The organism is Allobacillus halotolerans (assembly GCF_018967645.1).
Classification (GTDB): domain Bacteria; phylum Bacillota; class Bacilli; order Bacillales; family Alkalibacillaceae; genus Allobacillus; species Allobacillus halotolerans.
Genome location: NZ_JAHLZF010000019.1, coordinates 19906 through 42865, shown reverse-complemented (window position 1 = coordinate 42865; position 22960 = coordinate 19906). Strand labels below are relative to the sequence as shown.

General features: G+C 39.1%; 22 protein-coding genes. 6 read left to right on the top strand and 16 right to left on the bottom strand.

Annotated features, from left to right (window positions below):
- Positions 1-377: 377 nt before the first annotated feature.
- Positions 378-1385: a lipoate--protein ligase gene (gene lplA, locus KQ486_RS11605; protein ID WP_144162748.1), complete on the bottom strand. Its 1008-nt coding sequence runs from the start codon at positions 1383-1385 to the stop codon at positions 378-380.
- A gap of 91 nt (positions 1386-1476) precedes the next feature.
- Entirely contained in the window at positions 1477-2208 is a 732-nt protein-coding gene (locus KQ486_RS11600) for an MBL fold metallo-hydrolase (protein WP_144162732.1), read from the bottom strand.
- A gap of 100 nt (positions 2209-2308) precedes the next feature.
- On the opposite strand from KQ486_RS11600, the gene yhfH reads away from it, so the two are divergent.
- On the top strand, positions 2309-2437 hold the full coding sequence (gene yhfH, locus KQ486_RS11595) for a protein YhfH (protein ID WP_144162730.1): 129 nt from the start codon (positions 2309-2311) through the stop codon (positions 2435-2437).
- A 200-nt stretch (positions 2438-2637) separates the two neighbouring features.
- On the opposite strand, the gene hemY is transcribed toward yhfH, so the two are convergent.
- The 4 genes from hemY to KQ486_RS11575 all read right to left on the bottom strand — a co-directional run bounded on the left by hemY (position 2638) and on the right by KQ486_RS11575 (position 8323).
- Complete coding sequence (hemY, locus tag KQ486_RS11590) at positions 2638-4029, bottom strand: protoporphyrinogen oxidase (RefSeq protein ID WP_216687708.1); 1392 nt, start codon at positions 4027-4029, stop codon at positions 2638-2640.
- Positions 4030-4048: 19 nt separating this feature from the next.
- Positions 4049-4969 carry a ferrochelatase gene (gene hemH / locus KQ486_RS11585; RefSeq protein ID WP_144162726.1) on the bottom strand — a complete coding sequence of 307 codons (921 nt, stop codon included), beginning with the start codon at positions 4967-4969 and terminating at the stop codon, positions 4049-4051.
- 19 nt (positions 4970-4988) lie between these two features.
- Complete coding sequence (hemE, locus tag KQ486_RS11580) at positions 4989-6023, bottom strand: uroporphyrinogen decarboxylase (RefSeq protein WP_144162724.1); 1035 nt, start codon at positions 6021-6023, stop codon at positions 4989-4991.
- 158 nt (positions 6024-6181) lie between these two features.
- The gene (locus tag KQ486_RS11575; protein ID WP_144162722.1) at positions 6182-8323 is read right to left on the bottom strand and encodes a transglycosylase domain-containing protein; all 2142 of its coding nucleotides are present in this window, start codon (positions 8321-8323) and stop codon (positions 6182-6184) included.
- A 100-nt stretch (positions 8324-8423) separates the two neighbouring features.
- Here KQ486_RS11575 and KQ486_RS14565 point away from each other — a divergent pair, with 100 nt between their 5' ends.
- A complete protein-coding gene (locus KQ486_RS14565; protein WP_144162720.1) occupies positions 8424-8930 on the top strand; it encodes an antibiotic biosynthesis monooxygenase family protein in 507 nt (168 codons plus the stop codon).
- 146 nt (positions 8931-9076) lie between these two features.
- On the opposite strand, the gene KQ486_RS11565 is transcribed toward KQ486_RS14565, so the two are convergent.
- From KQ486_RS11565 to liaF, 5 genes are all read right to left on the bottom strand, one after another.
- A complete protein-coding gene (locus KQ486_RS11565) occupies positions 9077-9298 on the bottom strand; it encodes a type II toxin-antitoxin system HicA family toxin (protein WP_144162718.1) in 222 nt (73 codons plus the stop codon).
- Positions 9277-9714 carry a RelB antitoxin-like protein gene (locus KQ486_RS11560; RefSeq protein ID WP_246569307.1) on the bottom strand — a complete coding sequence of 146 codons (438 nt, stop codon included), beginning with the start codon at positions 9712-9714 and terminating at the stop codon, positions 9277-9279. The genes KQ486_RS11565 and KQ486_RS11560 overlap by 22 nt, the downstream gene beginning before the upstream one ends.
- A 981-nt stretch (positions 9715-10695) precedes the next feature.
- A complete protein-coding gene (locus KQ486_RS11555) occupies positions 10696-11340 on the bottom strand; it encodes a response regulator (protein ID WP_144162715.1) in 645 nt (214 codons plus the stop codon).
- Between the two features lie 19 nt (positions 11341-11359).
- Positions 11360-12400 (bottom strand): sensor histidine kinase, encoded by a 1041-nt coding sequence (locus KQ486_RS11550; protein WP_144162713.1) that lies wholly within the window; start codon positions 12398-12400, stop codon positions 11360-11362.
- A gap of 11 nt (positions 12401-12411) precedes the next feature.
- Complete coding sequence (gene liaF / locus KQ486_RS11545) at positions 12412-13245, bottom strand: cell wall-active antibiotics response protein LiaF (RefSeq protein ID WP_144162711.1); 834 nt, start codon at positions 13243-13245, stop codon at positions 12412-12414.
- A 210-nt stretch (positions 13246-13455) separates the two neighbouring features.
- Here liaF and KQ486_RS11540 point away from each other — a divergent pair, with 210 nt between their 5' ends.
- Both KQ486_RS11540 and KQ486_RS11535 read left to right on the top strand, forming a co-directional pair.
- The gene (locus KQ486_RS11540; RefSeq protein WP_144162709.1) at positions 13456-13890 is read left to right on the top strand and encodes a ferritin-like domain-containing protein; all 435 of its coding nucleotides are present in this window, start codon (positions 13456-13458) and stop codon (positions 13888-13890) included.
- A 508-nt stretch (positions 13891-14398) separates the two neighbouring features.
- Complete coding sequence (locus KQ486_RS11535) at positions 14399-15571, top strand: M20 family metallopeptidase (protein WP_274236957.1); 1173 nt, start codon at positions 14399-14401, stop codon at positions 15569-15571.
- Positions 15572-15638: 67 nt separating this feature from the next.
- Here KQ486_RS11535 and KQ486_RS11530 read toward each other — a convergent pair whose 3' ends face one another.
- The 4 genes from KQ486_RS11530 to KQ486_RS11515 all read right to left on the bottom strand — a co-directional run bounded on the left by KQ486_RS11530 (position 15639) and on the right by KQ486_RS11515 (position 20083).
- A complete protein-coding gene (locus tag KQ486_RS11530; protein WP_144162703.1) occupies positions 15639-16496 on the bottom strand; it encodes a YitT family protein in 858 nt (285 codons plus the stop codon).
- A gap of 171 nt (positions 16497-16667) precedes the next feature.
- On the bottom strand, positions 16668-17915 hold the full coding sequence (locus KQ486_RS11525; protein WP_216687707.1) for an Nramp family divalent metal transporter: 1248 nt from the start codon (positions 17913-17915) through the stop codon (positions 16668-16670).
- A 202-nt stretch (positions 17916-18117) separates the two neighbouring features.
- Positions 18118-19344, bottom strand: coding sequence for an ABC transporter permease (locus tag KQ486_RS11520; RefSeq protein WP_216687706.1), 1227 nt, complete (start codon positions 19342-19344; stop codon positions 18118-18120).
- Position 19345: 1 nt separating this feature from the next.
- Positions 19346-20083: an ABC transporter ATP-binding protein gene (locus KQ486_RS11515; protein WP_216687705.1), complete on the bottom strand. Its 738-nt coding sequence runs from the start codon at positions 20081-20083 to the stop codon at positions 19346-19348.
- Between the two features lie 144 nt (positions 20084-20227).
- Here KQ486_RS11515 and KQ486_RS11510 point away from each other — a divergent pair, with 144 nt between their 5' ends.
- Together KQ486_RS11510 and KQ486_RS11505 are read left to right on the top strand one after the other, a co-directional pair.
- Positions 20228-20647 (top strand): HIT family protein, encoded by a 420-nt coding sequence (locus KQ486_RS11510; protein WP_216687704.1) that lies wholly within the window; start codon positions 20228-20230, stop codon positions 20645-20647.
- A 176-nt stretch (positions 20648-20823) separates the two neighbouring features.
- Positions 20824-21201 carry a YtxH domain-containing protein gene (locus KQ486_RS11505; RefSeq protein WP_144162693.1) on the top strand — a complete coding sequence of 126 codons (378 nt, stop codon included), beginning with the start codon at positions 20824-20826 and terminating at the stop codon, positions 21199-21201.
- A gap of 737 nt (positions 21202-21938) precedes the next feature.
- Here KQ486_RS11505 and KQ486_RS11500 read toward each other — a convergent pair.
- Positions 21939-22862 carry a glycine betaine ABC transporter substrate-binding protein gene (locus KQ486_RS11500; RefSeq protein ID WP_144162691.1) on the bottom strand — a complete coding sequence of 308 codons (924 nt, stop codon included), beginning with the start codon at positions 22860-22862 and terminating at the stop codon, positions 21939-21941.
- Between the last annotated feature and the right edge of the window lie 98 nt (positions 22863-22960).

Sequence of the window (22960 nt, the reverse complement as noted above, 5' to 3'; positions counted from 1 at the left end):
ATTTGAATATGTATATCTATATCTATCATACCATGTTTAACTTTTAATTCAATATAGCTGATGGTCGGTTAGCAATGAAAAGGGTAAGGGATGAGTTGGATTGAAAGTACATAGTCGTTTGGGATTGAACGGAAAAGAAATTAACTACATAAGAGGTAGGCAAATAGTTGTACGTTGGGACTTCTGGATTTGAGATATGAAGCGCTCTATTCAACGGTAGAGTACAAAATTTGAGCGCTATCGTCGATTAGAAGCACTCTATTAAACGGTAGAGCACAAACATTACCTGCTTCCGTCGATTAGAAAGGTACAAAACAGGGATAGAGCTTTAAAATTACGCTCTATCCCTGTTTTGGATGACCCTAAATTAATCAAGCTTAGTAAACGAGAGAAAGAAAGTCTTCTTGCTCAATTTTTCCTAAGTAATGCTGTACATTTACATCTTCAACTGCTTTTAAAATGGATTCGCGATCGTAACGGACACCTTTTAATTTATCTTCAAGCTCATGTACTTCTCCGATACCAAAGAAGTCACCGAAAATAGTTACGTCTTCGATAATGCCTTTTTTCACTTCGAGACGGAAGTCATATGAGCCGACGCCTTCAATACGCTTCGAATGCTGAATATTGAATTTAGGTGATTTTCCATAGTTCCAATCCCATTGCTGATAACGTTCTTTAGAGATTTGGTTGATTTTATCCCAGTCTTCATCCGTTAATTCGTAGCGAGGAATTTCATCTAAGTTTTCTGTATCGTAAATGTATTTCAAAATAACTTCCTTGAACTCTTCTGTCGTCATTTTCTCGTCCATAAAGTCTGAAATATTCGCCACTCGACTACGGATTGATTTGATTCCTTTAGAACGAATTTTTTCTGATTTTACTTTCAACGAACGAACAACGTTTTCCACCTCTGAGTCAAACATCAGTGTACCGTGAGAAAACATTTTTCCTTTCGTCGTAAACTGGGCATTACCGGAAATTTTCTTCCCGTCAGCCGTTAAGTCATTTCTTCCAGTCAATTCTGCTGGGACGCCTAATTTATTCAGTGCGTCAACAACCGGTTGCGTAAATTTCTTGAAGTTACTGAAGCTATCTCCTTCATCTTTTGCCAAGAAACTGAAGTTCAAGTTTCCTTCATCATGATAGACAGCTCCACCACCAGAGAGTCGGCGAACAACTTGAATATCGTTGTCTTCTACGTAGTCTTTGTTTATTTCTTCAATTGTGTTTTGGTTCCGACCAATAATAATGGAAGGCTTATTGATGTAAAAAAGCAAGTACTGATCTTCACTCGTGATGTTCAAATGCTTCAAAACATATTCTTCAAAAGCTAGGTTGATACGTGGGTCGTTAATTCCGTCATTTGCATCGATATAATACAACATTGCTTAATCACTCCCTTTTTTATGTTCAACTTCATTGTAAATAACTACATTTGAATATTCAACTTGAGTACGGTTCGCGTTAAAGATTTTATGTTGAAAAGCTAAGTCCTTCTTTGGCTAACTGAATTGTTCCTTCGAACTGCTCTTTTGTTTCATTGTATAACTGTTCATGGTCACCGAAATGTGGTAAGTGTGTGAGCCATAATTCTTTTACGTTTGCTTTTTCGGCTAATTTTCCGACTTCCTCACTTGTCATGTGACCCGCTTTCTTTCCATCCATTCCCTTGTAAAAACTCGTTTCTGCAACGAGCAGATCTGCATCTTTTGTGAAATCAATGAGTTCTGGAAAAAATGAAGTATCGGCTGTATATACGATTGTTTTTTCTCCATCTGTTATCCGCATCGCATAACATGGTTTTGGATGTTTTGTTTTCAAAAATGAAAAATGAACAGAACCGATGGTTAGATCATGTCCTTCTTGATAAGCTTTCCCGACTGTACCATTGTGTGTTAATCGATGAAAGTCTTTCGGGTTATCTTTTGACGCGTAGATCGGTATTTTCGTGTTTGTTTCATTTAAATGCTGTTGAACCAACAAAGCGTATTGTAAAGAACCTAAATCAGCTACGTGGTCATGATGAAAATGCGAAAGAACAACTGCATCAATGTCTTCTAAGCGGTAGTATTGAAACAAACGAGACAAAGCACCACTTCCCAGATCCATTACAATGGTCGACCCATTGTTCTCCAATACATAGCAAGATGTCGCACTTTCTTTTTCCGGGTACGCTCCCCAATACCCAATTACAGTAAATTTCATAGTTCTTTCCTCCTGTTTTATTGTTATGATACAGATTATAGTTAACATTTTTGTTTTAATACAGTATACTACTAGTAAATAAACATAAGGAGGCATTCAAATGCTCGAATCACCTGTAAAATTTTTTAAAAACCTACCGAAGAAACGTTGTTACAGCTGTAAGAAACCAATGGTAGAACAGGCAGATTGCTATACGAATAAATGCGAAAAATGTACTCCTGTTATATAGTAGTTTAAAACAATGTGAATTGTTAGCTCGTTCTATTCTTAATCCAATCCTAACCCATCTGTTTGAATCTGCAAACAGACAAAATTCCGACACGAGGAAATGCCACCCACATTTCTTCGAGGTAGTTTTTATTTAAAATGTACAAAAAGAAGCTGTTCTATCGGTCCGTTGTCAGACTGTTAGAAGCAGCTTCTTTGTTATTAAAAGTGATTATTCTTAATTTGGTTGACCGCCTCGATCGCTTGGTCCATACAATCCGGAAGGCCAACGCCACGGTAACTATTCCCGGCAACATATACACCAGGTAGCTTATCTTTTAAAGATTTCTCAAGCGAGTTGACTCTGCCGATATGCCCAACAGTATACTGAGGCATTGCATTCTCCCATCGAGTAACTACTTGAAAAGATGGTTTTTGTTTAATGGTAAACACGCGATTCAAATCATTGATCGCAATATCAATGATTTCGTCATCACTTTTATGAAGAATCTCTTCATCACCAGGTTTACCGACGTAAGTTCTGAGAAGTAGATTTCCTTCTGGCGTCGTGTGTGGCCACTTTTTATGTGTCCATGTACAAGCTGTAATTCGATAATCACCTTTCCGGGAAACAACGAATCCAGTCCCTTCAGGCAATTGTTCGATTGCTTCGTAAGGAAAAGCCATTGCCACATTGGCTACTGAAGTATTCTCTTCTTCCAACACTTGTCCGAACAATTCAGGGTCATTGAAAACTTTCTTAGATGCTTTAAAAGGAAGTGTGGAAATGATTTGATCTGCAACAATCTTTTCGTTGTCATCCAACTGAATCTGATAGCCATTTCCGTCTTTCTCCACACTTTTCACTTCTGTATCAAGCATGACATCTACTACTGGTTCAATTGCTTTGTGCAATGCATCAACAAATGAACCTAACCCATCTTTCAATGTCAAAAATTGCCCTTGTTTTGGCTTTTTAGATGCTTTATTCGGTTGCGTTTCTCGTAAAGCTTCAATTAAACTGCCATATTTCTGTTCCAATTGATAGTACTGAGGAAAAGTCGCCTGCAAACTTAGCCGGTCAATATCTCCTGCATAAATACCAGAGATCAATGGATGGATCAGCTTATCAACCACTTCATCACCTAATCGATAACGGAAAAATTCACCAACGGATAAATCATCCTTTGGCTCCATTTTTTCCTTCGTCAACTCTTGCTTGACCAACTCTTTTCCTTCATCGGAAATTAACGTTGTTTGTTCAAAAGCATCGAAATCCGTTGGAATCCCCATGACAGCACCTTTCGGCATGGCATGCAAGTGGTCTTCTGACAGAATATAAGCTTGTCCAGTCGCATTGCGAATCAATTCATGTTCCAAGCCAAGATCTTCAACCAGTTTTTTGGCAGTTACTTTTCGTTCCAAAAATGAATCTGGTCCTCTTTCAATCGTGAACCCATCCGATTGATACGTTTGGATTTTTCCACCTAGTTTTGAATCTTGTTCAATCAGCACAATATTGACGGGCAGATCTTCTTTTATTAAATAATAAGCAGCAGTCAGTCCTGTAATCCCGCCACCTAGGATGGCTACTGTTTGTCGCTTGCGCTCCATTATTGCCACTCCTTTTTGTTTACAGTTCTGATATGACTTTTGCCAATGTTTCAATAAATTTCGGATGTGTATTTGGCATTTCCGGACGATAATAGGCCGCCTGTACATCATCACAAACTTCTTTACACTCTACATCATTGTCGTATAAAACTTCTAAGTGATCGGATACAAAGCCAACCGGAGCATAGACGAAAGCTTGATAACCATGTTCTTCAAAAAGATCTCTCGTCAAATCCTGAACGTCCGGTCCTAACCAAGGTTCAGGTGTATTCCCTTCACTTTGCCAGCCTATAGCATAGTTTTCAATGCCTGCCTGTTCTGTAATCAAGCGAGCGGTTTCTTCTAATTGCTCTTTATAAGGGTCACCATCTTGAAGAATTTTTTCTGGAAGACTATGTGCCGATACAATTAAGCATGCATTATTTCTTTCTTCTTCTGACATTTCACCATATATCTTATTGATCTGTTCGACCCAATATTCAATGAAGCCTGGTTCGTTATACCAATCAACAACAGACTTCAATTCGATTCCTTGTTTCTCAGCTTCCTCTTGCGCTCTTCCGTTATAGGATTTAATGCTGAATGTGGAATAATGAGGCGCTAATACGATACTTACCGCTTCTTTAATCCCATCATCAGCCATTTGCTTAAGGGAGTCCTCGATAAATGGGTCAATATGTTTCAAACCTAAGTAATACTTGTACTCTACTTCATCACTTTGTTCGTTCAATTTTGCTTCGAGTGCTTCAGCTTGCTCTGTTGTAATCCGGGCTAATGGTGAAATTCCACCGATGGCATTATATCGGCTTCTTAAGTCTTCCACCATGTCATCGGTCGGTTTTCTCCCTCTACGAATATGCGTATAATAACGCTCTAAATCTTCTTCTTTATAGGGTGTGCCGTATGCCATAACTAAAAGTCCTACTGTCTTTTTAGACATATTCGTTCAACTCCTTCACTTAGCTTCGTGTATATTCATGAATAAAGCTTGCCAAACGTTTCAACGTTTCAGGCTTCACTTCAGGGAAAACTCCATGTCCAAGGTTAAAGACATAACCGCCGGATTGATTCATTCCTTGGTCTAAAATTTCTTTTGTACGTGTTTCAATCGTTTCCCAATCGGCCAACAAAAATGCTGGGTCTAGATTACCTTGAAGTGTTTTATCAATACCCATTTCTCTTGCTTCTTGGATCGATGTGCGCCAATCCAGTCCAATCGTTGATACAGGAAGTTCATTAAACTCATTCAATAAATGACGCGATCCGATTCCAAACAAGATTGTCGGAATGCCTTCTTGTTTTAACGCTTCAAAGATTCTTTCCATGACCGGACGAATAAATACGCGATAATCTTGCGCATTTACAGCTCCTACCCAGGAATCAAAAATTTGAATCGCTTTTGCACCTGCGTTTACCTGTGCTTTCGTATAATCAATGACCATATCGCCTAATTTATCCATCAAAGCAAACCACATTTTCGGTTCACTATACATCATGGCTTTTGTCTTGTTATATTGCTTTGAAGGTCCACCTTCAATCATATAACTAGCCAATGTAAAAGGAGCACCACTGAAACCGATTAACGGCACGGATAATTTTTCTTTCGTTAGTATACGGATGGTGTCCATGACATAATGCAAATCTTCTTCTGGATTGATCGGACGTAACGACTGAATATCCTGCATCGTTCGGATTGGGTCATCAATGACAGGCCCGATGCCTGACTTAATTTCTACGTCTACTCCCATTGGTGGCAATGGTGACATAATGTCTTTATACAAAATTGCCGCATCGGTATTATAATTTTGCACAGGTAACTCTGTCACATAGGCGCATAGTTCTGGCTGATGTGTAATTTCAAACAATGAATATTTTTCTTTTAACTTAAGATATTCTGGTTGTGATCTTCCCGCCTGGCGCATAAACCAAAGCGGTGTGTAGTCTGTTTTTTCTCCATTATAAGCTCTCAAAATAGTATCATTAAACGTTGTCATTCTATATCACCCTTCATATACGATCCACTCTCAATCTTCACTATAAAATAAATAAAGATGTGTGTATAGGAAAAGAGCGCAAATGTCATGAATTTGACGAATATCAAGACACTTTTCAGTCAAGTTCATGGTTAGTGACCATCGATGTCAATCAACGGTCAAAAAGCGGTTACTGTATTGGATGGCTCGCCCTCCACATTGGTTTGTGGATTGACCGGCACAACAAAGTAAGATGGATTTTGAAAAACTTTCACACTGTTGACGCGGTAACTTCCTTCGCCTGTTACTTCGCCAATTTTCTTAGGTCCATTACCCGACTCTCTGTATATATGATAGACGACCCGCTCATCTGTTGATGGTGTCCACGTTAGTTTGACATGGATGCCACTGCGCCAACCCACAGATACATTTGCCTTTAAATCCGTGACTTTCGTCAAACGGACAGGCTTTTCCAATTCGTTCACACTTTCTGGTTTTTCAAAAGCTACAGGAAACGAATGCGTTTCATCCAATTGCCGGAATATTGACGTCGTTAATTGAGTTGGTGCTTTACTTCCTTGGGTCATATAATGCTCTTCATCACTTTGATCATAACCAATCCATGTGGCAATCGTATAATCTGTGTTAAAACCGACGAACCAAGCATCTTTATACGCACCACTTCGATGCGGATGTTGTGTCGATCCTGTTTTACCTGCCAGTGCTTTATTATAATCCACAAAGCTAGCAGTACCTTCTGTGACGACCCCTTCAAGCATTCGTGTCAAATACCAAGATGTTTGCTTAGAGAAGAGCCGCTTCACTTCGTCTTCGTCACGCTCCAACACATTTCCATCACGGTCTTTTACTTCAACAACAGATTTCGGTGTGATGTAACGCCCTTCATCATAAAACGTTCTGTATAGTGAAGCCATCTGGACCGGAGTTAGCCCTTCTTCCATTCCGCCTAATGCAATTGGAAGACCTTTTTCTTCAAATTGGATACCCACATTTTCAAGATAATCTTTTGCATAATTGACGCCTATTTCATTCAAAAGGTCGACGGCTGCCACGTTTTTCGATTTTATTAATGCGTCATACATCGTTACTTTGCCTTCATAAACACCATCGTAATTTTTCGGACGATAATCCCCGTAGCTTCTTTGCACATCATCGATTAAGGTATACGGTTCGTAAATACTTTTTTCCAAAGCCGGACCATAAACAATCACTGGTTTCATTGTTGAGCCTGGTTGCCTTCTTACGTGAAGTCGATTCAAATCACCACGATTATTGTTTCGTCCGCCATGTGCAGCCCGAATCAGTCCGTTTTCTTCATCTAAAACAACCATTGCAGCTTGGATGTTCTCTTGTGAACCATGAAAATAATCATCTTTCTGAAGTTCATGGTAGGTCGTTTCTTGGATGGCTAAATCAATTCCTACTGTAATATCATAACCACCTGTTAGTATTTCGTTCTTCGTCAGGTGATAATCTTTTTCTACTTCGTTCATGACTAAATCAATATACGTATTCAACCACGGAGAATCTTGGCGATCACTTTGATTAAGCCCAATCGTTTTTCCCTGCTCCCGTTTTAATTCTTCGGCAGTTAAATAGTCTTGTTCATACATATTTGATAGGACAAGATTTCTTCGCTCAATTGCCTTCTCTTTATCTTTTAACGGAGAATACGTATTGGGTGCTTTCGGTAAAGCAGCCAGCATTGCGCCTTCGGAAATCGATAGTTCATTAACAGACTTGGAAAAGAAAAATTGTGAGGCTTCCTCGATTCCATATATGCCATGTCCGAAATAAATTTCATTTAAATAATACTCTAATATCTCGTCCTTCGACTTGATTCGTTCCAAATAGATAGCACCCATCGCTTCTTTTGTTTTCCGTAGCCAGGACTTTTCGTTCGTTAACGAAGTATTTTTAACCAATTGTTGAGTAATCGTACTGGCGCCTTCTTTTTTGCTCCATGTAACGACGTCGGTATAAACAGCACGTGCAATCGACCGGAAGTCCACCCCACTATGATCATAAAACCGCCTGTCTTCAATAGCGACAAAAGCTTCTTTCACATGATCGGGGATTTGATCACTCGCCACATACGTTCGATTTTCATCATATAATTTCATGACTTGCTCTCCGTCTTCGGTTTCAATGACGGTGGATTCCGAAAAAACAAAATGCTTTTCATCGACAACGAATCTTCCACCTAGTAAAATAAACAGATAACCGAGCACACTTAAAACAAGAAGAGCTAGTATGGCATACAAAGCCCATTTCCACTTTTTCTTTATCGTGAATGCCAAATTTTCCACCTCAATAATTTCCAATTAAACTCTTTTCATTATATTACAGTCGACGTAATGCGACAAAAATATCACCTTATTGACCAAGGAGGCATTTTTAATGAAGAAACTATGGATGACAAACGGAACCTATGATTACTTAGCTGAATTACAAAAAGAATCTGATGAAATTATTATTGCCCAAGATGAAGATCAGTATTTAGCTGTCCTGGAAAACAGTGGTGAAAATCCATTCAGTGAAGCGCGTGAATACGAAGTTATTGGTGAGGCTGGCACCCTGTCATCAAAGGGGTTTTTCGTCATGAATCATATTCCTGTTACGTATGAAGGCCGTCCGCTGTTTGAAAGCCGCTTCAAAGACCGAGCAGGAATGATCGAAAATGAACCCGGTTTTCAAGCGTTTAAATTACTACGACCGCATAATAATCAAACGTACGTCGTATTAACACAATGGGAAAAAGAATCGGATTTTGAGACGTGGAAAAACTCTCAATCATTTAAGCAATCACACAAATCTTCTTCGGATAAAAAAGAAGAAAAACCATCTTATTCTGCTGGTCCATCGTACGCGAAGAAATACCAAGTTATCCAACCAGAGGACGAATAATCCTTTAAATGAAGTAAGCCTTGGCGTTGAGGTCCATTACCCTTTCGCCAAGGCTTTTTAGTTTTAGTTGAAATTATATGATGCCAATTGATGTATTATTTGCTATTAAAATGATGAAAAAAGCAACTTATATATTTATTTATCAGTTATTTCTTAGCATTAAATTCCTCTTCTGTCACTTGTAATTGCTTTTTTAGAATTTCTTTCCACAAATGACCTTTGACTTCTCCTGTTCCCCTAGATACTTTTGTACGCTTTACAGTTCCATCGTTATTTTTTTTCCTAAAATAGATGTGATGACCTTTTTTCTTGAACTCTTCCCAGCCGTCTCGTCTACAAAAGCGCTCTATTTCTCTCCAACTGGGCATGAAACTAGTCCTTTGACATCATCATTACTATCTTGGGCTAAAACATTCATAATATAAGGGAACTGATCACGTCTATTCGGAGAATCGAAATACAGATTAAAATTACTTTGATATTCATTTGCATACTCAATCAATTCATCTACAACTAAGTCGAGAACTTCTTTTTCGGTGTCACCGTTCTCAACAATATCAAATTTATCAAGAGAAGCGGTAATAGTACCGTCTTCTTCCTGCAAGTACCTGATTGTAAAAGTATAGTCAGAGAAAGCTACTTTTAAATGTTCTGAGCTTAATGCAGCCCATTTATCTCTGTTCCTTTTGACAAATTTGGGTCCTTCTCTAACGACATCATCGTTAAATTGACCCCAATTCTTCCGGACATCTGTTGCGTTCAATATTGCACTCACTCTAATCATCTCCTTTCACCTCCTATAATAGCATATTATGTACGTTATGCACATTATGTACACATGTATAATTTGTTATTCCATTATTAAACTGAATTTTTCATGAAATTTAAACAGTTGAATTAGATTGAAACAAACCATAACAAAAATTGTGACGTGGATTAGCACTCGTTTTAGTATGCCTTTAAAGTAGGCTTTGTTAAAGTCCGTTGTTGATATTGTGATCCCCTATCGGTGGACGCTTTTACCCAAAGGGCATAATGGCGACATCTGCGATAAATCGCAGTGTCTTCTTTACAGCGAGCACGGCTCGAGCCTCATCGGCCCAAGACCACGGCCTGTGGGGTCTCGAGACTCGTGCTGTTCCGACGCCCAGGACGGACTAGTGTCAACGTTGGGGCTGGGACAAATCAAAGTTATAAACTCAGAAACACGAATAACAATCTAACTTAGCGTAGGAAATATACGGAGACTTCTGCGGGAACAAAAGCCTAGGTGAGACCCCGCAGTGCGAAGCACGAGGAGGCTCAACAGCTGCCCGCGATATAGAAGACACTGCGGTTTACCGCAGATGTCGCCTTATGCCCTATGGGTAAAAGCGTAGTATATTTCCGAAGCGAGTATTTCCGCCACACTAAATTAAATGTTCGTATCTAAGTCAACTTTAAAGATTTTGTCCCAACCTCGCTCTTAGTTGACCCGCAGGAGTCGCCACCAACGCTATCCACAATTCAACAACTCAGTTCTATATCAATAGAAAATCAACACTAAACTTTAACAGAACCTTAAAGTAAAAAAAAGACTGTGAAATAACTTTTAGCTTGTTTGTTCCATTCGTTTGATTGAAATTGGATACATATTTGAACTTTTTTAAATTAGAACGAGAGATAAATTGAAACTATACTTTGTTGCTATGAACTCATATAGAAAAAGCAGTTCACTTTTAAGTGCATTAATATTATCACTTAAAACTGAACTACTACATTTATTTTACGTTTGCTTTGTCATTAAACCATTCCGGTGCGCATAAACGGCGGCTTGTGTTCGGTCATGTACCTCTAGTTTACTTAAAATATTGCTGACATGTGTTTTGACTGTTTTTATGCCAATAAATAATTCATCACTGATTTCTTGATTGGTCAAACCATTTCCAATACATATTAAAACTTCCCGCTCTCGTTGCGTTAATTCATCATGTGCATCCTTGTTTGGTGTTCGAAACCTATTCATCATCGCTCCTGCAGCCTTTGGTTCGATAACATTTTCTCCACGTTTCGCTTTTCGAATGGCCGAGACAATTTCTTCTGCAGCGGACGTTTTAAGCATATAACTAAAAGCCCCCGCTTCCAATGCTGGAATGACTTGTTCTTCATCATAGAAGCTAGTCAATATAATGATTTTACAAGATGGGTTTTCAGCAATGATTTTTTCGGTCGCTTCAATTCCGGTGCCATTTTCCATGATCAAGTCCATCAATACAACGTCGGGCTTCAAGTCTAAAACGAGCCGAGCCCCTTCATTCCCGCTTGAAGCTTCACCAACGATTTCAATATCTTCTTCCGTCATCAAATACGTCTTCATACCTCTTCTGACAACTTCATGATCATCCACTAAAACGACTGTGATTGGTTCCATAACAACCTCTCCCGCCTTCTTATTTAGGTATACGAACATCAATATACGTACCTTGACCTTCTTTGGAACGAATTCGGAACGTTCCGCCAATCTCTTCACTGCGTTCTCTCATTGTTTTTAAGCCATAGGAAGTTTTTGATTGGGATTGTTCTTCAAGGTTGAACCCGATCCCGTTATCACTAATATGTATGTGTATGGCGTCGGACTTTTCCTTAATATTCACAGTGATTTTCGTTGCATTTGCATGTCGTAATGCATTGGATAGCGCTTCTTGAAGTAATCGAAACAAATGGTCTTCTTTCGCTTGGGAAAGTTCTGGCAATTCATCAATGTTCACATCAAATTGCAAATTCGATTTCTGTTTCAATTCATTCGTAAGCTTCTTAATCCCTTCTTCTAATGATTCGCCGGATAATTGAATTGGTCGCAAATGCAGTAACAAAGCACGCATCTCATTTTGTGCCTGTAAAGCAATTTCAGAAATTTCCCTTACCTGCTCTATCGCTTCTTCAGGCTTTTTTTCTATCGTTTTGACGGTTGCTTGCGACATCATCGTCAATGCGAATAACTGTTGACTGACGGCGTCATGTAAATCTCTTGCTAAACGTTGACGTTCTTCAATCGTAGCTGCCACGTGCGCTTGATTCGCCAAATCTGTTTTCTCATCGGCTAATTTTTGAAGGGAACGAACTTGATCCTTTAACTTCTTCGCTAAACCGTTCAATTCGTTTCCAATCAAATCAAGTTCATCGTTTTCTTCGAGATTTAATAGCTCGGCCTCATACTTTCCTTCAGACAATGTTGATAGGAAGACTGAATAGACATCCAACCGTTTTTTAATGTTGTTGGTAGATTGTAAGGTTAGATAAATACCGACAGGAGTCATAATAAGTACGAGTAAACCTAGGGATAGAAAAATAGCTTGTAAGCTTAACCAAATCGGTTGATAGACGGAATATAGAAAAAAGAGACATAACGCCAAAATAAACAATGAGAAATAAATGACTTTCAATTCTTTACGAATCATTTGAAATCGTATACTTTTTAACTGTTTAAACATGCTTCCATCCCCTAGACAAAAACGACTTGAATATCGCCGATTTGATAGTTCATCACGATATTTAGCTTCCGTGTTGCCTGATCATAGTCTTCGGTTTTATACGCAATTGAATTGCTGAATCCGGATTGATCTTCATCGCCAACACGCGTCTCTCCAATCGATATTTTCGAATAAATTTTCACAGGAATCTCCTCCGGTATTTTCATCTGAATGTCCGCTATATAGCCCTTCAATATAATCTTCGACTCTTGGTCAGGAATATAGGCTTTTGAAAAATCAAAGTAGAGATTTCCAATACCCGTTTTTAAGCTCATCGATTGGACCTCCCAATTATCCCTACTGAAGCTACGGTCTGCGATTAATTGATTGGATTTTTGAGCATATTTCACTTTTTGCTTTTTTTCTTTCTCTCTAGAATAATTCAGACTGTCGTCTTGTTGCTGATGAGAGGTAACACTTTCTTTAATCTTCTTATCCTTCTTCGGCATATTCACTTCTACATGGGCCCCTTTATTCTCAAGTAACATCGAAGCACCGATATACACGATAATCAAAGGCCATAAATGCCAGATATCCCAAAACTTAAAATCGATATAGTTGTAATTTCCGGCAAAAAGCAAACCACCGAATATGATGAGAAATGAACCAACCTTCCAACTACCAAATTTATGAGCCTGAAATGAGTGTATGAAGGAAATCAGCCCGAATAATACGACGAGTAGTGGCCAAGCACCCCAAATTTCGTCGAATATTTCCAGGGAAATAATGTCGAGATTTCGTAGAACTAAAGCTACGCCAATAAATATTAAAAATAAAGAAAACATCCACTTAAAGAATGTATACATTTTTCCACCTACTTATGATTTGATTATAGCCGCTTAATTATTGTTTGAATAGTTACAAATTTAATTATCTTCATCTTATAAGAAAATTCATAGCGTGCCTACATTCTTTAGGTTGTTTTCCTCTCCGTCTTGAGGCTGATTCATTGTTTAATACAAATTTCAAAGGGTATATAAGTAATATAGTAATTTTTCCAGAAAGGATGATTTTGTTTGGACCAAAATGTACAGAAATTAATCGACGGATTGAATGATGATTTAGCGCACGAATATGCAGCAGTCATTATGTATACTTATAATGCGGCAGTTGTTTCTGGTATGTACCGACAAGTTTTAAAGCCTTTTTTCCAAGAAGAAAGCACTGATGAGATCGGACACGCATTATATTTATCTGAAAAGATTAAGACGCTAGGCGGCACACCGACCACCACTCCAGCTAAAGTTAAGCAACTGACTGACGTAAAAGAGATGCTTGAAGAAGCGTTACAAAATGAAAAAGATACAATTGAACGGTATGAAGAACGTAAGAAGCAAGCAGAGGAACTTGGGTACACGGAATTAGTCGTTACACTGGAAGATTTCATTGCTGATGAAACAGGTCACAAAGAAGAAATGCAACGCTTATTAGAAGACCCTCGACTTAGTTAATTTTTTTAATTAATAAGAACTGTTCAACCCCTGTGCGTGGTAGTCGCAACCATGTACAGGGGTAACTTTGTGTGCTACGTAACTTTTTTCGATTTCCGAATAATAATTAATCGTTAGTTTGTGATTTATTTTGTAATCTTCAGGGTTAATTGAGTTGGCTTCAGGGTTTTTTGCTATTCCTTCAGGGTTAATCACGTCTGCTTCAGGGTTTTTTGCTACTCCTTAAGGGTTAATCACGTCTGCTTCAGGATTTTTTGCTATTCCTTCAGGGTTAACCACTTCCGCTTCAGGGTTTTTTGCTATTCCTTCAGGGTTAATCACGTCCGCTTCAGGGTTTTTAATCTCTCAACATTCACTTAGCGCAGACGCGGCTAACTCCCCTCACGATTTTTAACCATCTAACTGACTACGAGCTAGCCTATGACAAGCCTCGAATAAAAAAATCCTTTTCTAAGTTCTTCCCTCGTCTGATATACTATTTATAAATAGTGTGTGGGGAGTGAATGATGTGTGGAATCAGGTTTACGAAAAGATTGATCAGTTGGCAGATCAAATGGTGGAAGATCGTCGTTACTTACATCAACATCCTGAATTATCTTTTGAAGAAAAAGAAACCGCTGCCTTTATTGCGAATCGTTATGACAAACTTGGGATTCCTTACCGAAAAAATGTCGGTGGATATGGCATTATCGGAACCATTCAAGGTGGGAAACCAGGTAAAAACATCGCTTTAAGAGCTGACTTTGATGCATTACCGATTCAAGAAGAAAATGATGTACCTTACAAATCTAAACGTGACGGTGTGATGCACGCTTGTGGCCATGACGGTCATACGGCAACGTTACTGGCAGTTGCAGAAGCTGTCCTTCCTTTTCAGGATGAACTTCCAGGAACATTAACTCTAATTCATCAACCTGCTGAAGAATTAGAACCAGGCGGAGCAAAACCAATGATTGAAGATGGAGCGCTTGATGGTGTAGATGTGATATTTGGCACTCATCTTTGGGCAACAACACCCGTTCATGCGATTGAATCTTCGAAAAGTGTTTTTATGGCTGGAGCCGATCGTTTTGAAATTACTATCCAAGGCAGGGGCGGTCATGGCGCAATGCCACACCAAACCAAAGATGCGATCGTCATGGCTGGCCAAGCAATCGTCGAATTGCAACAAATCGTCAGCCGCCGAATTGATCCATTAAAAGCAGCCGTTCTCACCCTTGGTGAAGTTCATGCGGGATCGACCTTTAATGTGATCGCTGACTCAGCTCGTCTAACTGGAACGGTTCGTTATTTAGATGAGGATGTTCAAACACAAGTCATCGAAGAAATGCATGCCATCTTAAAAGGAATCGCATTAAGCTACGGTGCTGACTATGAACTAAACTATGTCAAAGGCTATCCTCCTGTCATTAACCATGTGGAAGAAGCCAATTATTATATTGAAGAAGGCACTGAAATACCTGGCGTAAAAGAAGCATATGAGATTATTCCTGTGATGGGCGGCGAAGACTTTTCCTATTTCTTACAAGAACGTCCTGGTGCCTATTTCTTTACTGGAGCAAAGATTGAAGGCCGGGAAGCCTACCCACATCATCATCCAAAATTCGATATCGATGAAAGAGCATTACCTATAGCAGCGAAAGCATTACTGCATGGCTACCGAAAGGCTCAAGAAAAGTAAGTATTATTAAAATAGACGCGAACGAAGATTGTTCATCTTTGTTCGCGTCTATTTTTCTACTTATCCATTATTCAACTTGGAATCCTTGGCCTAAGACTTCTGATGAATCCATCACAATGACAAAAGCTTTCGGGTCGACAGCTCTAATGGTGCGTTTTAACGCAGCAATTTCATTATGATTCACGACACACATTAATATAGGCCGTTGATCCTCTGTAAAGCCACCTTGCGCAGTGATACGTGTCACTCCACGATCGACACGCGTATAAATCGCTTCTTGAACATCCAAATACTCATCCGAAATAATGAATGTTGCCTTCGACCGGCTAAAGCCTGTTTGAATGAGATCAATAGACTTACTCGTCAAGTAAAGTCCAATCAATGCATACAGACCGAGTTCAATATCAAACACGATCATGGCTGTGATGACGATTAACCCATCAATGATTGCTAGACTTGCACCAAGTGATAGATTCGTAAATTTGTGAATGAACTGAGCGATCAACGACGTTCCTCCCGTTGATGCGTCGCCCAAAAATACAATTCCTAAACCGATACCGACACCTAACCCACCGAAAAGGCCTGCTAAAAGTGGATCTGTCGCAAATGGTTCAATATTTCTCGACAAAAATACGAAGAAAGGCAATACCAATGAGCCAACAAGTGAACGGAATGTAGCCGCTCTTCCCAATAAAAAATATGATGTGATGAGAATCGGGATATTAATGCCCCAAATCACATAAGCTGGTTCTAATTCAAATAGCGCTTCCGTAATTGTACTGATCCCACTCACGCCACCTGCAGCAATATAGTTCGGCAGTAAAAAACCATTATATGCAAACGAGACAATAAATGACCCTATAATGACATAAATCATTTGTTCCAAATAATTTTTTGATGTTGTTCTTCTCTTTCGTTCTATCATTTCTATCCTGCTCCCTTTATACGAAACCTTGACGATTTTATCACTAAACGGCCACTTTGTGAACTTCCGTATAAGAACGCATTAAAGGATCAAAATGTTATTCACACAAAAAATGCACACTTACATCGAACTGTAAGTGCGCAAATTCGGATAATTGATTGAGCTCAGTCATTAAACTGTATTCATGAATGAAGAAACCGCATCAACCAAACTGTAAATTCCAAGACCACTGACGATAACGACAATCGCTCCGCCAATCATATTTAACTTCAAGGAATTGACGTGCTTACCCATGACATTCTTGTTATTCACAACAATCAACAACGAAATTGCTATGATTGGTAAAATTAATCCATTTAATGCTTGTGCAGTCAGAATCAGTTGCATCGGTTCGAATCCGATTGCTGAAGTGATAATTCCAATACTGATCACAGTAGAAAATATTGCTTTAAACTGCCAGTGGTCAAAGCTTGTCCCCCATTTCGTCAGGCCACCTATTGTATAAGCTGCTCCAAGCGGGGAAGCCATTGCCGATGAAAAACCTGCAGCCAACATGCCAATGCTTATAAATACACTGGCCCAACTACCGAGTGTTGGCTCTAATGCAGTCGCGAGTGCTTCAATTCCTGCCTCTTCAGTCCCACGAATAATCGCACCTGCTGTTACCATAATCGCAATCGTAATTAAACCACCAATACTAATCGTCAATAAAACATCCCATCTAGCCTTTTTTAAATCATCAGGACTCTTCCATTTTTCCTTTGCACTGGAAGCATGCATAAAAAGATTGTAAGGAACAACTGTCGTACCAATCAATGCAACAATCACAACAATGGAACCAGATGGGATTGATGGAACAAATGCCCCCTGAAATACTTCTGATAAATCTGGTTGAATCACAATCATGGTAGTCAAAAAGGTCACACTCATGATGGCAATTAATGTGACTAATATTTTTTCAAACCGTTTATAACTGCCTGTTAAACAAAGAATCAAAATGATGCCACCTATCACAGGTGCAATATAATTTTGCGGAATACCAGTCATCATGGATATCCCAAGGGCACCACCTGTCAAATCACCGGCTAAGTACGCTGCACAACCGACACCGATTGAAAACCCTATTACAATGACCACACTATATTTTAGAAACGGTCTTTCAAATTGATCCCGGATGGCTTCTCCAAGACCATTACCCGATACAACGCCGAGACGAGCGGCCATTTCTTGTAAAAATATCGTTGTGATAATCGAAAATACAATTGCCCAGATGAGGGCATAACCAAATGAGGCTCCTGCTTCAGTTGCCGTTGAAACAGTTCCAGGACCTATGAAGGATGCTGCGATGAGTGCACCTGGTCCTATTGCTTTCGCTTTTTCTTTTATGAGTTCTCTGAAAGTCTTTCTGTTTTTGTCCATCCATGAACCCCCAACGAGAAGATTTGCGAAATTTCTAAGATGTTTAATTTCCTTCCCCAAATCGTGTGCGGACAAACTGGATAGAGGTTCCACCAATTAAGTTTTTTCATAAGAGGAGTTCCAGAACAATATTAGTGCTCATGGATCAGAAATCAAAAAACTGCAAACGGTCTTCACCTTGAAGACACGTTTGCAGTTTCATTTAAGAATCACTCATTCGGTTCATTCGATTTTTTAAATAAAATGTTTCAAACAAAATGGTTAATACGATGGCCAAACCAGTAAAAATCAATGCATTCCCGATATTCCCAAACCAAATGTAAACAGGGAAAATCACTAGAATTTGAATGATCATTAACAATAAAATCAGTTGATGGATTGCTTTTTTTCGCACAGTTTCAGACACTGGATAGAGTTTAATCCAATCCAGCCCTTTATGGTGGTGATAAATCGTTATGAACTGAAATCCACTGACGAATAACAATAAAAGGCTAAAGAAAATCTTTCCCCAGAATAGTGGAATCCAATAAACGAAGAAGATCGATAAAAGAATTAATCGAAAGTACATTCCAAAATAGTCTCGGCTTCTCAAAAAGGTAATACTATATAAATAGAAAAAACTTTGCTCTTGCTTAAAAGATAGTGAACTTGTGACTAAACGTACGAGCCAATGACGTTTCTTGGGCTTTTGCTTTAAATTCGGCACATCCGTTGAAAGGTTGGCCATCCGGTAGAAGAACTGAAGTTTTTCTTCTTCTTTCTCAATCAATAAATCCCACGGAAAACTATTTTTTACATTGACTTGAAAATAGTGAACCAACATGATGCCGATAAACACGATTACCGCAACAGCAGCTAGAAGCCAAATTTCAGACACGACAAAAAATATTAGTAATATATTGGTGACTAAACGTACACCGTAATCAAGATAATGATAAGATGTATCACGTGTTTTTTGAGTAAACCAGCCTGCAAATAAATTGCCTATTTTCAAAACAATAAAGAATGCAAACAACACCAACACTCGACCAATGGTAATATCCGCTTTGACAACCATCAACAGTGGCGTTAAGGCAAATAAAAAGAGAGCAATCCAGTAACTTTGAATCACTAAACTGTAGATAAAACCATTTCTTATATATGGCTTCATCTCATTTTCGATAGGTAGCAAAAACACTTCATCAGCTTGTCTCAAAAATGTGCGGACGGAACTGAATGTGACTAAGAATCCAAATATAATGGCCATAATCCACTCGACTGGAAAATCTGGCGGAACTGTTTGCAACCATTGCTGATAAAAGTAAGCAAAAGCCGCTACAAAAAATATTAGCGCAAATGCTAAATGGTCATTGAACATCAGCTTCAGATAACGGCTTAGCATTTTTATATGTTGATTGAATCGTTCCTTCCATAACTGATTGGTGTTCATCTTATCCCTCGTCTCTCGTTAAACGTACATAGAGATCATCCAAACTAGCACCCGGCATTATAAACTCATCTTGCAATTCCTTTAGTGTGCCGCTCGCACGAATCTTCCCATCATGCAAGATAATGAACCGATCACAGTAACGCTCAGCGGTTGCTAAAATATGTGTCGACATTAAGACACCCGCTCCCTGCTCCTTCATTTCATTCATCGTATCTAAATAAGACTGAATTCCTAAAGGATCTAAGCCGACAAACGGCTCGTCCACAATATAAAGGGAAGGATTAACCAAAAAAGCGCACATAATCATCACTTTTTGGCGCATCCCCTTGGAAAAATGCACCGGAAACCAATTTCGTTTAGACTCTAACCGGAATTCCTTCAACAAAAAGCCTACCCGCTCATCATATGTTTCCTTATCTAATCCATAAGCCATTCCCGTTAAATGCAAATGTTCATCCAATGTCAATTCTTCATAAAGCATAGGCATCTCAGGTATGTAGGCAAACTCTCGTCGATACGTTTCTAAATCATCCTGGATTGTCTGCCCATTTATTTCGATGCTACCTTGCTTAGGTGTCATCAAACCGATAATATGTTTAATCGTTGTACTCTTTCCAGCTCCATTCAAACCGATCAAACCAACAACTTCACCTTTTTTTACATGAAAGGACAGGCCATGCAACACATCGTCTCTCGTGTAGCCGCCAACTAAATTCTCAATCCGCAACAATTCTTCCAACTAAATCCCTCACTTCTCCACACAAACTATCTTCCTCCATCATAACAAAAATTAATACGCTTTTGATAAATATGTGTTTTTCTCCTGTCATTCGACAATGAGTTACGCTACAATAAAAGTAGATAATTAATAAGGAGGAGTTTCATGTCTGATTGTATTTTTTGCAAAATTATCGATGGCGAACTACCATCGGCAAAGGTTTATGAAGATGAATACGTCTATGCTTTCATGGATATCGGACAAGTTACAGAAGGTCATGTCTTATTAATTCCTAAAAAGCATTACGAAAACATTTATGAAATGGATGAAAAAACAGCCTCCGATTTATTTAAAGTTGCGCCCAAAATTGCGAACGGCATCAAAGAAGCATTCAATCCAAAAGGAATGAATTTAGTAAACAACAATGGTTCTTTCGCCGACCAAAGTGTTTTTCATTTTCATTTACACTTCTTACCTCGTTTTGACGAAAATGACGGCTTAAAGGTAAGCTGGGAACAACATAATGATGACTATACACCTGAGAAACTGCAACAGCTTGCAGAGAAAATCTCTTCAGCGCTATAAATCACACAGGACATGCAAAATGACTACCAAGTTGTTGTATACAATTTGGTAGCCATTTTTTCGTCGTCATGAAATACATCATTTTTAAAACAACATTTCTGAATGTGATGATTATTTCGAATCAACCTCGGGAAAAATGATATAATGACAGTGAGAAAAGAAAGGGGTTAGGTAATATGGTAAACGGAAAATCGCTTGTATTTGGTGTTGTAGTCGGTAGTGTTGTTGGCGCATCGATCTCTTTATTAACCGCTCCGAATTCTGGTGAGGAGTTTCGGGGAAAAGTGAAAGATCAAAGCAGCCGACTGAAGGATTTAGCAAATCAACTACAAGAAGACGGTAAGAGATTGAAAGAACAAATTACAAAAACTTCTCGTGAAGGCGCTGCGTTGATGAAAGACCTTTCCCAAGATATAAAAGTTTCTGTGGAGAGTTGGAAAGACACCATTGAACCCCATCAAGAAAGCTTACAAAATCATTTAATGCAAATTGAAGATAGTATCAAAGAGTTGGAAGAAAAAATGAACAGTTCTTCAAATCAGACAAAAGGATAAGTGAAAGCCGAAAGTAGCATTGAACGACTCTCGCCAAAAATGCCTGTTGCATTTTTGAAGAAAGAGTCTTCTGCCTATCGAAAAATAAACACACTAAGATTAGTGGGTAAGATCATCTACGGATGATTTTACCCACTATTTCTATTTATACGATATAGTGAGGCTGGAACAAAATCTTTAAAGTTAATCCAGATACGAACATTCTAATTTAGTGTAGCGGAAATACCCGCTTCGGAAATATACTGCGCTTTTACCCATAGGGCATAAGGCGACATCTGCGGTAAACCGCAGTGTCTTCTATATCGCGGGCAGCTGTTGAGCCTCCTCGTGCTTCGCACTGCGGGGTCTCACCTAGGCTTTTGCTCCCGACGCCCAGGACGGGCTAGTGTCAACGTTGGCCACAGGACGTGGCCGCATTTAGTTGACCGCAGAAGTCTCCGTATATTTCCTACGCTGATGAGTTTATAACTTTGACTTGTTCCAGCCTTTTATTTTTGTGCTTTTCGGCCGAGAAAGGCTCGAACTGTGCCCGACGGTATAGAAGACATGCAATTTATCTCAAATGTCACCTTATGTCTTGTTCGTACAAGCACTCGCCGTAAGCGAATCGCCTGACACCAACGGCCGTTATCGAAACTTACCCGAATTTGTGTGTTTACCCTAACAAAAATTTTTGAGCAAAAAAACACATATACCAGCATTTCTGCCGGTATATGTGTTTGAAGTCAAACAGTCGATTACTCGACGTCTGCAGTCCACTCATCAACAAGATCTTGATTTTCTTCTACAAAGGTTGCAGCAGCTTCTTCAGGATCTGTGCCATTATGAATTTCAAGCATTACGTTATTGAATTTTTCTTCGCCCCAAGAGAAGTTCTCCAAAACTTTGTAAGCGTTTGGAAGGTCTTCTTCAAGTCCTTGGCGTGCCATTGTTTTAATTTCTTCAGCACCACCGTATACTTCTTTTGGATCTTCAAGATATTTCAAGTCGTATTCAGCAAATTTCCAGTGTGGAGACCAACCAGTAACAGCAATTGGTTCTTCATTGTCAATAGCTTCACCTAAAGCTGTTGCCATCGCACCACTAGAAGAAGTTTGTACTTCCCATCCGTCTAAACCATATTCCTCAACGGAATTTTCAGAAGCTTTTACAACACCAGCACCTGGCTCAATACCAGTAATTGTTTGATCTAATTCATCAGCAACTTCTGGTAGGTCTTCAATACTGTCGATGTCCATGTAAGAAGGTACTACCATACCAATTTTCGCACCATCAAAGTTAGCACCTAAATCAACAACTTGATCTTTGTACTCTTCAAATAGATCTCCGTGTGTAGCTGGTAGCCAAGCTGCGACCATAGCATCTGACTCACCATTCGCAACAGATTGCCACATAACAGCGTTATCAAGTGGAGTTAGTGTCACATCATAACCTAAGTCTTCCAATACTTTTCCAATAACATGTGTAGAAGCGACTTCCGTATCCCACTCAACGTAAACAAGCTCGATTGATTTACCGTCGCCTACGTTTGAGCCGCCTGATGAATCACCGTTATCTCCAGATGATTCACTATCACCATCTGAACCGCCACATGCTGCTACGATAAGCGTCAATGCTAAAACAGCGATGAACGCAAAACGCTTTCCAACGTTTTTAAACATAATTAATACTCCCCTTTACTAAATAATAAATATATTGGATCTTTCTCAGTGTGAGAAAGGGAATCCCATGGTTGAATCTACGCTAATAAAATTTACGT